This window comes from Rhodomicrobium udaipurense JA643 (assembly GCF_000636015.1).
Classification (GTDB): Bacteria; Pseudomonadota; Alphaproteobacteria; order Rhizobiales; family Rhodomicrobiaceae; genus Rhodomicrobium; species Rhodomicrobium udaipurense.
Window position 1 is genome coordinate 1 of sequence record NZ_JFZJ01000094.1, and the last position, 12,406, is coordinate 12,406.

At 59.9% G+C, this 12,406-nt stretch carries 10 protein-coding genes and 1 pseudogene; all 11 read left to right on the forward strand.

Annotated features, from left to right (window positions below):
- Nucleotides 1–237 precede the first annotated feature (237 nt).
- Nucleotides 238–1,389, forward strand: coding sequence for an L-threonine dehydrogenase (gene yiaY / locus T281_RS12600; protein WP_037239526.1), 1,152 nt, complete (start codon nt 238–240; stop codon nt 1,387–1,389).
- A gap of 51 nt (nt 1,390–1,440) precedes the next feature.
- The gene (locus tag T281_RS18815; protein WP_037239529.1) at nt 1,441–1,770 is read left to right on the forward strand and encodes a hypothetical protein; all 330 of its coding nucleotides are present in this window, start codon (nt 1,441–1,443) and stop codon (nt 1,768–1,770) included.
- 186 nt (nt 1,771–1,956) lie between these two features.
- A pseudogene (locus T281_RS19745) lies at nt 1,957–2,085 on the forward strand (ATP-binding protein); the annotation flags it as partial.
- 245 nt (nt 2,086–2,330) lie between these two features.
- The gene (locus tag T281_RS18345; protein WP_081796785.1) at nt 2,331–3,833 is read left to right on the forward strand and encodes a sugar transferase; all 1,503 of its coding nucleotides are present in this window, start codon (nt 2,331–2,333) and stop codon (nt 3,831–3,833) included.
- 351 nt (nt 3,834–4,184) lie between these two features.
- Nucleotides 4,185–5,462, forward strand: coding sequence for a nucleotide sugar dehydrogenase (locus T281_RS12620; protein WP_037239531.1), 1,278 nt, complete (start codon nt 4,185–4,187; stop codon nt 5,460–5,462).
- A gap of 2 nt (nt 5,463–5,464) precedes the next feature.
- Entirely contained in the window at nt 5,465–6,565 is a 1,101-nt protein-coding gene (locus T281_RS12625) for an acyltransferase family protein (protein WP_037239532.1), read from the forward strand.
- Nucleotides 6,562–7,587 carry an NAD-dependent epimerase gene (locus tag T281_RS12630; protein WP_037239534.1) on the forward strand — a complete coding sequence of 342 codons (1,026 nt, stop codon included), beginning with the start codon at nt 6,562–6,564 and terminating at the stop codon, nt 7,585–7,587. The genes T281_RS12625 and T281_RS12630 overlap by 4 nt, the downstream gene beginning before the upstream one ends.
- Nucleotides 7,588–7,753: 166 nt before the next feature.
- Nucleotides 7,754–8,680: an FkbM family methyltransferase gene (locus T281_RS12635; RefSeq protein WP_155955232.1), complete on the forward strand. Its 927-nt coding sequence runs from the start codon at nt 7,754–7,756 to the stop codon at nt 8,678–8,680.
- A 130-nt stretch (nt 8,681–8,810) separates the two neighbouring features.
- Nucleotides 8,811–10,820, forward strand: a complete 2,010-nt coding sequence (gene asnB, locus T281_RS12640; protein WP_037239539.1) for an asparagine synthase (glutamine-hydrolyzing) — start codon at nt 8,811–8,813, stop codon at nt 10,818–10,820.
- Nucleotides 10,821–10,824: 4 nt separating this feature from the next.
- Nucleotides 10,825–11,871, forward strand: coding sequence for an EpsG family protein (locus tag T281_RS12645; protein ID WP_037239540.1), 1,047 nt, complete (start codon nt 10,825–10,827; stop codon nt 11,869–11,871).
- Between the two features lie 123 nt (nt 11,872–11,994).
- Nucleotides 11,995–12,406, forward strand: a 412-nt coding sequence (locus T281_RS18350) for a GNAT family N-acetyltransferase (RefSeq protein WP_155955233.1), incomplete at its 3' end; no start/stop codon positions are given.

Genomic DNA, 12,406 nt, shown 5'->3' on the forward strand with positions numbered 1-12,406 from the left:
CTGATCGGCGCGCCGCTTCGCGCTGGCGGAGCGGCTTTTCACACTCAGCCCTTTGGCGACGTGCAAACGCACGAACCCTTGAGGCTGTCCGAAAGTCGCGGGCGCATCTGTGTCCGCGAACCCCGGCTCGCATCCGCGATCCGGCCAGCGGCTCCGTGAAAGCAGCGCCGCCAACCTCAGCCGCGACAGGGCGCGCTAGCGCACGGCGATAAAAACTCTCAAGGAAGGAAAGCACCAATGGCGGAAACAACCTTTTTCATCCCCTCGCTCAATCTCTTCGGCGCCGGCTGCCTCTCGGGCGCGGCCGATCACGCGAAGGCGAAGGGCTTCAAGCGTGCGCTTATTGTGACGGACATGGGCATGTATAAGCTCGGCGCGGCGGAGAAGGTCGCTTCGCTCCTGACAGAGCGCGGCGTGTCGAGCGCGATCTTCCCCGGCGCGCAGCCGAACCCAACCGTGAAGAACGTCGAGGACGGGCTGGCCCTTCTCCAGCAGGAAAACTGCGATGTCGTGATCTCGCTTGGCGGTGGCTCGGCGCATGATTGCGCGAAGGGTGTCGCGCTGACCGCCACCAACGGCGGCAGCATCAAGGACTACGAGGGCGTCGACAAATCGGCGAAAGCGCAGCTGCCGCTGATCGCGATCAACACCACAGCGGGCACCGCAAGCGAGATGACGCGCTTCTGCATCATCACGGACGAGGCGCGCCAGGTGAAGATGGCCATCGTGGACCGGCACACGACGCCGATACTCTCGGTGAACGATCCCGTGCTGATGCTCGGCAAGCCCGCCCCGCTGACCGCCGCCACCGGCATGGACGCGCTGACGCACGCCATCGAGGCCTACGTTTCCATCGCCGCCACGCCCATCACCGACGCTTGCGCACTGAAGGCCGTGTCGATCATCTCGAACAACCTGCGCGACGCGGTCGCCGAGGGCCAGAACCTCGCCGCTCGCGAGGCGATGTCCTACGCGGGTTTCATGGCTGGCATGGCGTTCAACAATGCGTCGCTTGGCTATGTGCACGCGATGGCGCACCAGCTCGGCGGCTTCTACGACCTGCCCCACGGCGTCTGTAACGCGATCCTGTTGCCGCATGTGCAGATATACAACGCGCAGGTGGTGGCGACGCGACTCAAGGATGTGGGGCACGCGCTCGGCGTGGACACCACCGGCATGTCGGATGCGCAGGGCGCGGATGCGTGCATCCATGCCATCCAGAGGCTTTCGTCGGACGTCGGCATTCCTGCGGGACTTACCGAACTCGGCATGAAGGACGAGGATGTGCCGACGCTCGCGACGAACGCGCTGAAGGACGCCTGCGGTTTCACGAATCCGAAGCAGGCGACGCAGGCCGAGATCGAGGCGATCTTCCGCGCGGCGGCCTAAGCTGCAACGGCTTCCGTCCGCCCCTCCCACTCAGGACGGATTGGCTCGGGGTTGGCGTTCGCCCCGAGCCTCTTTCCGTCCGGGGTGAACGTGGAGGGCTCAAACGACGTTATCGGGAGCGAGCGCGCAGGACTCGGCATCGCCGCGCTCGATTTGCAGCGTCACATGCTCTATGCCGAATTCCTCGTGCAAGTCGTGACCGGATCTTCCGATCGCTGCATCTTCTACGAGATTGGAGGCGGCAAGACGCGTCCTCTGAGCGACAAACAAGCTACTGACGATCTCATGCGCGCTGCCGGGAAGACCTCGCCGCTCATTAAGAGGTTCAGCTTCACGCCAGCAGAGCGCCAGGCACTCATCGAATTCCTCAAAGCGCTTTAGGTCGTCTCCTTGGCCGGATCGCCTTGTCTGGCCGCGATCAGACAAGCAACGCGCCAGCTCAACCAACGCTTCTTGCGGATGTGCGCGCATTATCTGGTTGAGCCGACGGCGTGCACGCCAGCGGCGGGCCGGGGGAAAGGGCAGGTCGAGATGCGACCGCTTTCTTCAGTCCCAAGCATCCCGAACTTTGCGCAAGCAGGCGGCCAGTTGCTGTTCCATCTCATCAGCCGCCTCTACGAGAGAACCGCGATCATCGTCACGACGAACCTCGCCTTCGACGAATGGCCGAGCGTGATCGGGGACGCGAAGATGACGTGGAGTCCAAGTTGCTCGCAAGACGCTTAATTGGTTGTATTCGTGCCGATACACGAACCCGCGCCCTTCAGCGCCGTGAATTCTTGTCAAAAAAATCAGAATACTAGCGAAGTGCAGCCCAAGTTGCACTCTGAATTGCTGCAATCGTGGATAAACAGTTGGCTGCGCCTGAATAGGATTGCATTTGCGTTTTTATCCCGTAGAAGTTGTGCAGATATTTGTCGAAGCTAGTATGGTGCGCGCGGATGCCTCGCTTGGGTCTTTTGAGCTTGGATGTTAGCCTTGTCGGCGTTGGAAGCCTGTTGGCTCTAGCGCTGAGAGAGAATTTCGACCTGACACGTGATCGATTATTGGAGTTTGTTCCCTATTTTACAGCCACATTGGTGATAGCTTTTCTTGTTTTTGCTATAGGTGGGATTACCAGAGCCATCTGGAGATTCAGTAGCCAGTCTGAATATTTGAAGATAACTGCAACTTTGACACTGGTTATCATTGGCGCCGTCTTGATAACGTTCGCCTACAATCGCCTTGACGGTGTTGCTCGTTCCTTGCCACTCATTCAATGCCTGGTATGTGTGGCATTGTTGATCGGCGCGCGTGTTCTTCACAAGATCGCCCACGATGGCCGGCAGATCCGCAAAGCCTCAGCAGGGTTCCTACGACATACTGATGCCGAACCGGTCTCAACACTTTTGGTCGTAGGCATTTCCAGGCTTGCCGAAACTTACCTACAGGCAATCACTGAACTGGCCCCTGGCCGCATCGTGATAGCGGGTGTAGTCGGTCGGACCGATCGCCATGTCGGGCGGCTCGTTGCCACTCATCCTGTTCTGGGCGAACTTCGAGATATCGATGATATCCTCAATGACCTTGAAGTGCATGGGATCACTATCGACAAAATCGTCGTTGCGACCTCTTTCGATGCGCTCACGGCTGTGGACCGCGCTACTCTGCTAACTTTGGAGCGCTCCAGAAACATCACTGTGCAATTCCTGGCGGAGCCCTTGGGCCTCGATTTGAAGCCGCAAGCAACACCCTATCGCTCGAATCGCCCGTCGGAGCTTAGCTTCGAAATTCCGCCCCTCGAGCTTCTGAAGATCAGTAAGCGGCGTTACTGGAAGCTCAAAAGGGCAATCGATGCAACTGTTGCTTTCGCAGCGCTTGTAATCTTCGCTCCCTTCATGGTGATCGTGGCCCTCGTGGTGGCGGCAACTGTTGGCTTTCCGGTTATATTCTGGCAGCAGCGACCGGGGCTCGGCGGCACGCCGTTCAGGCTTTACAAATTCCGCACCATGAAAGCCGCCCACACCTTCGATGGCCGCCGGCTTTCCGACGAGGAGCGTCTCTCAAGCATTGGCACCCTGATGCGCAGGCTGCGCTTGGACGAGTGGCCCCAGCTCTTCAATATCATGCGGGGCGACATGTCCATTATCGGTCCGCGACCGCTGTTGCCCTGCGATCAGTCAGAAGCCTACAGGGCGCGCCTGCTTGTTCGCCCCGGGCTCACAGGATGGGCGCAAGTTGTTGGCGGACGGACGATTTCTCCCGAAGACAAGGCCGCTCTCGACGTCTGGTACGTTCGCAACGCGAGCTTGCGCCTGGATCTTGAGATCGCTGCAAGGACCATACCCATGGTTCTGTTCGGGGAACGAATCTGCATCCCCGCAATCGAACGGGCTTGGCGCGACTTGAGCGCCGGCGGCGTCCTGAAGGGAAAACTTGCTTATAAGACTGAGAATGTATTGTAGCGCAATAAACGACGATTGCTATTCGCTATCTCCAATTAATACGCATTAACCGCAATAAAGCATGCCATCAAGGTAGCAGTGTCCATCGTATATGGAGCTATTTTGATCATTTATTGTCCAACACTTCGGGTGAAGGCGTTTCACCCGAAGTGCGGTAGCTTGGGTGAGAACGCCTGTTGAGAATAAAAAGACGACAACAAGCTTCGAGCAGCGGCGTTCATCCTTGGCTTGGTAGTTGCCACCCTCGACCGTAAAGCTAGGGGGCAGGTGGCCACGAGGTTTAACCGGATCGTCTCTCCCCCTTCGCAAGACGACATTATTGCTCAACGAGCTTCAAAGGTTATTCAGCTAATGGATCTGAGCGACAAAACTATTGGCGTCATCGGCCTCGGGTATGTCGGTCTTCCGCTTGCCGTCGAGTTCGGCAAGATACGATCTGTGATCGGCTTTGATATCAGCGCCGCCCGTGTTGCCGACCTTCGCGAAGGGATCGATCGCACGCGGGAGGTCGAGCCGCATGAGCTGGCCGCCGCCCGCTATCTGACCTACACGACTTCACTGGAAGAGCTTCGATCCTGCGGGGTCTTCATCGTCGCGGTGCCGACACCGATCGACGCCGCCAAGCGACCCGATATTACGATGTTGAAACGAGCGGCCGAGTCTGTGGGCAAGGTAATCAGCCGTGGCGGCGTCGCGATCTTCGAGTCTACTGTCTATCCGGGCTGCACCGTCAACGATTGCGTTCCCATCATCGCGAAGCACTCGGGCCTTACCTTCAACCGCGATTTCTTCGTCGGCTACAGCCCGGAGCGCATTAATCCCGGCGATAAACTGCACCGGTTGCCGTCGATCGTGAAGGTAAGCAGCGGCTCGACGCCGGGAGCCGCCGAGGCCATCGACCGTCTCTACGCCAGCATCATCACGGCCGGCACTTACAAAGCCGCCTCTATCGAGGTCGCCGAGGCCGCGAAGGTCATCGAGAACACGCAGCGAGACCTCAACATCGCGCTGATGAACGAGCTTGCCCTCATCTTCCACAAGCTCGGCCTCGACACCGGCGAGGTGCTAGCCGCCGCCGCCACAAAGTGGAACTTCCTGCCGTTCAAGCCCGGCCTCGTCGGCGGCCACTGCATCGGCGTGGACCCCTACTACCTGACCCATCGCGCGCAGGAGATCGGCTATCATCCTGAGGTGGTGCTCGCCGGCCGACGCATCAACGACGGCATGGGCGGCCATGTCGCCGACCGCGTCGCGCGCCTGCTGATGAAGCGCGGCTTGCCTGTCGTCGGCTCTCGTATCCTGGTGATGGGCCTGACGTTCAAGGAAAACTGCCCGGATTTGAGGAACTCGCGCGTTATCGACCTCATCCGCGAGCTCAAGGGCTTCAACGCGACGGTCGAGGTGTGGGACCCTTGGGCCGACCCGGCGGAGGCGCACAAGGAGTTCGCCATCACGCTGGAGAGCGGGGAGCCCGCGGCTGGCCGCTACGACGCCGTCATACTCGCCGTCGGCCATCGCGAGTTTGCTGAGATGGGGCCAGCGCGCGTGCGGGCCCTTGGTCGCCCCGAAGCCGTATTATTCGACGTCAAGGGCCTGTTCCCCAAGGCCGCTTCGGATGGGAGGCTGTAGCCGTGACCATCCGCAGCGCCAAGCTTGATTCGCTACAGGCAGGCCGAGGCATTGCCGCGTTGATGGTTGTACTACATCATGCGAACCAGGCCGGAAACCACTTCCTTCACGGAGAAGGTCAATACGACATCCTCAACTACGGCTATCTCCGTATTGACTTCTTTTTTGTTCTGTCCGGTTTCGTAATTTATCACACTATAAGTCACCAATCAGGCAAGAGACGCACGCTTAATACATTTCTTGCTTTGCGGATGGCTCGAATATTCGCTCCGTACCTCCCCCTGGCAATAGCATTCGGTTTGCTTTACACATTTCCGATAGTTGCTTCCGAGGCGAACAGGGAGTGGAGTTGGGTCCCCACATTGACGCTCATCCCATGGGATTTGCCGCCCGCGTTGAGCGTTGCGTGGACACTTCAGCATGAGCTTGCATTCTACTTGATCTTTGGACTTCTTTTCTTTTCTGGATTTCTATGGCTCGGGCTCTTCCTCTGGCTCGTTACGATACTCTGGTTTTCGATGCTTGCCAATCAGGCCCTTCCCGAGCCATTTGCAACGGCGCTTGCGCCGATCAACATCGAGTTCATATTTGGCCTGCTAGCGGCAGCATTCGCTCGGGACATCGGAAAAAGGCTCGAGCTAGCCCTGCTCTGGGCTGGCGCGGCGGTAGGTGCGTGGATAGCACTCGGTGCTGTCAGAGAGTTATCGGTTTTCGTCGGCGCGGCAATCGCACTGCTGATACCTTCTTTGGTCAGAGCTGAAACAAATGGCGGCTTTAGCACACCTTCGACGCTGGTCCTGCTCGGCGACGCATCGTACTCCATATATCTAATTCACCCGCTGGCCATAGCTGTTTCGGCGCGCCTTCTAAGAGATGCATGGATACCGGTTTCGGTCGAAATCGGCCTTGTTGTTATGGTGCTTTGTAGTATCGGCGCGGGCTTCCTGTATTATTTTCTGTTCGAGCGGTACGCCCGCAACTTTTTGCGCAACTGGATCCTTGCTCGTGCGACCTCCGAAAAAGATAGCAGCGAGGTTCGTACAGTGAGCTCGCTCAGTGTCGCGAGTCAGAGTCTAGCGAAGGCAGAGAGAGGCGAAACGTGACCATCCTCGTAACGGGAACGGCGGGATTCATCGGCTTCCATGTTGCCAGGACGCTCTTGGCGGGCGGCGCGGACGTAGTCGGCTTCGATGTGGTCAACGCCTACTACGACCCATCGCTCAAAGAGCGGCGGTTGGAGTTACTGGCTGAAACTTCGCGAGCGCCCGAATCCGGCAGTTTCACCTTCATCCGCGCCAACCTCGCAGATCAGGCGGCGGTCAACTCGGCCTTCGCTGCCCATCGCTTCGACCGCGTCATTCATCTGGCCGCCCAGGCCGGCGTGCGACACAGCCTGACCCACCCGCACGACTATGTGCAGTCCAACATCGTTGCCTTCACCAACATCCTTGAGGCCTGCCGGCACAATGCTACGCCTCATCTGACCTACGCCTCAACATCGAGCGTCTACGGCGCCAATACCGCGATGCCGTTCTCGGAGCATGTGGGCGTCGATCACCCGCTTCAGTTCTACGCGGCGACAAAGCGGGCCAACGAGTTGATGGCGCATGCCTATAGCCACCTGTTCCGCCTGCCGACAACGGGCTTGAGGTTCTTCACCGTCTACGGCCCCTGGGGGCGTCCAGACATGGCGCTGTTCCTGTTCACAAAAGCGATCCTCGCTGGCGAGCCGATCAAGCTCTTCAACCACGGCAATCACACGCGCGATTTTACCTATGTCGAGGACATTGCCGAGGGCGTGATCCGGGCGTCGGACAGCATTGCAGAAGCGAACCCGGACTGGTCGAGCGACCGGCCGGATCCGGCCACGTCAAACGCGCCGTTCCGCATATTCAATATCGGTAACAACCAGCCTGTGAAACTGATGGAGTACGTGGCTGCATTAGAGGAGGCGCTCGGGCGAACGGCGCAGGTGGAACTTCTGCCGTTGCAGCCTGGTGACGTGCCGGACACGTTTGCCGACGTCTCGGGGCTCGAACGCGCGGTCGGCTACAAACCGGCGACACCGGTGAACGAGGGAGTTGCTCGTTTCGTCGCCTGGTACCGCGATTACTACGGTGTGTGACCGGAGCGACGCCTGAGCCCTCGGCCGTTTAATCTGTCGGATCGCGACAGTTTGGCCTGCCACCTCATAGCCGCCGCGCGGCGGAGCGGCATCAATCTGTCGGTGCTCTCCCTCGCAGGCGTCGTCATGTCGATGTGCGTTATGACCCCAAAACCGGAGACCAGCCGTGCTTAACAACAATCGCGCTGACCTGCGCGCCGTGCTGAAGAGGACGCTGCCGCGGCCGATGACCCAGTCGATAGCTGCAACAGCTAACTATGGACGGCGTCTTGCCGCGTGGCTGCACGTGTTGCGCAGCGTCCGCGGCAGAACTTCGGCCGACCGACGCGTACTGCGCCGCTCGGCGATGCGGGCACCGCTCGACATACTCGCCGACATCGGCGAGTGGCGCGCACCGATGTTGCTCACCGATGCCGAGATCGGCGTGCCTGGTCTTGGAGCTTTCGCAATCCGTGGCGGTTCGGACGATCTAGGGCATGTGCTTCCGGCAAACAACGCCGAAATATTCCGGGTGATCGGCGCGTACTTGAAACCAGGCGACGTCGCCATCGACGCTGGCGCGAACATCGGGGCTGTAACGGTTTTCATGGCTCGGCTCGTAGGGCCTCAAGGACACACGATCGCGGTAGAGATGATGCCTGATACCGCTGCACGGTTGCGCCACAACGTGGCGCTCAATGGGCTGGAGGCGGTAGAGATCGTCGAGCAAGCCCTGTCGGACTGTGCAGGCAAGAAGATTCACGCCCAGGTTGCCGACGGCTTGTTCGGTCAGGCGAGCATTGCAACCGTCACCAATCCTCGCCGCGCTTTGCGCAGCGTCGAGGTGGAGACGACGACGCTCGATGCAATCACCACCGGCGTCGAGACGATTGCAATAATGAAGATGGACCTGGAGGGAGCGGAGCCGCAGGCCCTCGCGGGAGCCCGAGAAATGCTCCAGCGGACCCGTGCCGTAGTGTTCGAGAGCTGGGCACGCGACGGCGGCAGGACTTCATCGATCCTCACAGCCGCCGGCTTCGCCATCACCGCAATTGACGGCTGCAACTTCCTCGCTTCGCGAGACCAGATACCGACGAGGGCTTCGGGCGCATGAGGCGATGGCGCGCTCGCGCTAGCGTCCGATCCGGCGCGTGCATTGCCCGCGCCTTGCGGAGATGTAGCACGATGTCATGGAGCAAGAACGCCAGCGTCGCGCGAGCAATCGCGGTGAACGGTAGAGAACCATGTGCGGCATAGCAGGCATCTGGTGGCCGGAAGGCCAGCGGCAGGGTGAAGCCGAGATCGTCGCGGCTGCCATGGCGGCGCGGCTCCATCATCGAGGCCCCGATGCGCGAGGCGTCTGGGCCGACGGCGCAGCGGGCATCGCACTCGGCCACGCGCGGCTTTCGATCCTCGATTTGTCGCCCGCGGGTGCCCAGCCCATGGTCTCCGCGTCTGGCCGCCATGTCGTGGTTTTCAACGGCGAAATTTACAATCATCTGGATTTGCGCAGAGAGCTTGAAGCGGCGGGAGCCGCCCCGAACTGGCGCGGGCATTCGGACACGGAGACGCTGCTTGCCCTCTGCGATCGTCACGGCACCGAGGCGGCGCTGAGAAGCGCGACAGGCATGTTCGCTCTGGCCGTCTGGGACCGGGCCGAGCGAACGCTGACGCTGGCGCGCGACCGGATGGGTGAAAAGCCGCTCTATTTTGGCCGCGCGGGTAGGGCGCTGGTGTTTGCGTCCGAGCTGAAGGCGCTGCGCGCAGCCCCAGGTTTCGAGGCCGAGATTGATCCGGCGAGCGTCGCGGCCTACCTGCGCAATTCCTGCGTACCCGAGCCGCACTGCATCTATCGGGGGGTGCGGAAGGTCGAGCCCGGTGCACTGGTGCGTCTTTCGCACCCGGCCGAGGCGGCATTCGCCGAGCCCCGCAGCTACTGGTCGCTCGGCGCCACGATAGCCGACGCCGAGCCGCTCGGCGGCGATTACCGTTCGATGTGCAACGAGGTCGAGGCCTGCCTGGCGGAGGTCGTGCGCTCCCAGATGCTAAGCGATGTGCCGCTCGGTTGCTTCCTATCTGGCGGCATAGATTCCTCGCTGACGGCGGCCTTGATGACGCGCGCGGCAAAAGGGCCGGTGCGGACATACGCCATCGGTTTTGAGGATGCCCGTTTCAACGAGGCACCGCACGCGCGCCGCGTGGCTGAGCATCTCGGCACGGCACACACCGAGTTCACATTGACGGAGGCGGACGCCCTCAGCGTTATCAGCGAATTGCCGACGATCTACGATGAGCCTTTCGCCGATCCCTCGCAGATACCAACGCTGTTGCTCGCCCGGCTGACCCGGCAGCACGTCACCGTCGCCCTGTCGGGTGACGGCGGGGACGAGGTATTTGGCGGCTACAACCGCTACACCTTCGGCCCACGCATGCTGGAATGGGGCCAGTGGCTGCCAGAACCCTTACGCCGAGCGGCTGGCCGCTCGATGCAGGTGCTGCAACGAATTGGCACAAGTGAACGCTCGTGGCTCAGGCCCGCAGCGCGCGGCCTTGGATTGCCGGTGACCACGGTCGACAAGCTCTCGCGGTTCGGACGGGCATTCGCGGACGCGGGCGACCGGGAAGCCCTCTATTGTGGGTTGGTCAGCACGTGCAACGCGCCGGCCTCGCTGATGGCGTCGCCGGCCACTGAGGCGGCAAGCCGTTCCCTTGGCGCTGTCGCGCGTGATCTCAGGCCGGCTGAATGGATGATGGCGACGGATGCGCTGACATATCTGCCAGGGGATATCCTGGTTAAGGTCGACCGCGCGGCGATGAGCGCGTCGCTGGAGACGCGGGCGCCATTCCTCGATCGTCGGGTGGTGGAACTGGCTTGGCGGCTTCCGATATCGGCACGGATCAAGGACGGCAAAGGCAAGCGCATACTCCGCGATATTCTCGACCGTTACGTGCCTCGCCAACTGATGGAACGGCCAAAGCAGGGTTTTGCCATCCCCTTGGATGGTTGGCTCAGGGGCCCCCTGCGCGCGTGGGCAGGAGATCTGATTACATCCACCGCGATCCGCGAAGCCGGTGTGCTCGAAGCGGGAGCCGTCGGCCGTCTTTGGGATGCTCATCAGGAGGGGCGGGATAATGCGGGCTGGACACTATGGGCCCTCTTGATGCTGCAAAGCTGGCTGAGGACAAGCGACCTGAAGATGCAACCTCAAAAGAGGGAAGACATCGTCGCCTCCACAGTGTTCATGAGGGTCTGAGCAGTTGATTTATGTTGCTTCTTATGCGGCGCTTCTCCTTGCAGGTTTTCTGTCATTCAAAAGCGCACAGCTTCGCCGGGCCTTGTTTCCTATCGTAGCGCTTTTTTTATTTCTCTTCGTCGCTTTTCGATACGAGGTTGGATGCGATTGGAGCGGATACCGAAATAACTATCTTTCAGCGCAGTATCTGACCGTAGAAGAGGCAGTGTCGGGACCGGAGCCGGGTTATTGGCTGCTGTTGACGCAACTTCATTCACTCGGCTTCGAATATCCCTATCTAAACGTCCTCATGGCGATGCTCTTTTTCTGGGGGCTTACGAGACTTGCAGTACGGGAGCCTAATCCTCTGGCCATATTAATTTTGGCTTTTCCTGTTCTTGTAATCAACTTGCCGATGTCCGGCATCCGACAAGGCGCAGCGGTCGGCATGATTTGCCTGGCGCTGAATGCGTTTCGCTCGCGACAACCCATCACCTACGTAGCTTTGGTAGTGTTTGCGAGTCTTTTTCACACCAGCGCGCTCGCCTTCTTGGCACTCGCGCCTTTCGTCAAGTTCAGGGTGACGCGGGCCACCTTGATCCTTTCTGGCATTCTCGTGCTGCCGAGTGCATTATTCCTGCTAACTGACAAGGTGGCCTTCTATTCCGACCGCTACGTCGACGCAGGCGTCGATGCCGCTGGCGCCATATACAGGACTGGGATGCTGGCAGTCGTCGGAGGTTATTTCCTGCTCGTTCTGCGGCGGGCCTACCTGGAACGTTTTCCGGCCGATTACAAATTGGCGCTCATCGGTGCCTGGACCATGCTCGGTACCATCGCTCTCTTACCAGTTTCGTCAGTGATCAGCGACCGCTTCGGCTATTATGTTGCGCCGATCCAGCTTATGATCATGGCGCGGACGCCTTATCTTATCAGAGGTCGCAGTCGATTCTTTCTCAGTGCAGCGCCCTACGCGGCTCTCGGGGTGGTGCTGGTTGTTTGGACGTCCTTCTCCGATCTCTTCAAACAGTGCTATGTGCCGTATCAGACATGGCTGGACTGGCCGCTATAGTGCTCCGTCCCGTGGGTGTATCGATGCGCCCCCACCTCCTTTTCCGCGACACTCATTCAGCAACATCATTTTCAAGTTGGCTAAACAATGAGTCCTGCACATTAGCGCTCGTTTTGAAATGGCATGTCCATGATTGACTACCAAGTATACGATCCCTCTCATTGGGAAGACCTGCGCGAGCTGTTCGAACGCGTATGGGGTTCGTCACGCTCGGTCGAGTACGACCAGAAACACTGGAACAACACAATTATCGGAACCGCGCCAGGGATTGTTGCTCTTGCAGGTAATCGAATTGTTGGGTTTTACACTGTGTGGCCGGTGCCGCTTACAGACGGCGCAAAGGTTGTGATTGGGGGACAACCGATCGACAGTATGGTCGACGGGCACTTCCAGGGGCGTGGCCTGCTGCGCGAACTGGGACGTCGCTGCTATCAGGAGTGCGCGCGCCACTCAATTGTCGTGATGTACGGGGCGCCTAACAGAGCCGCACTTGCCGGAAACCTCGGTGGGCTCAACTGGTCACATGTGCATGTGA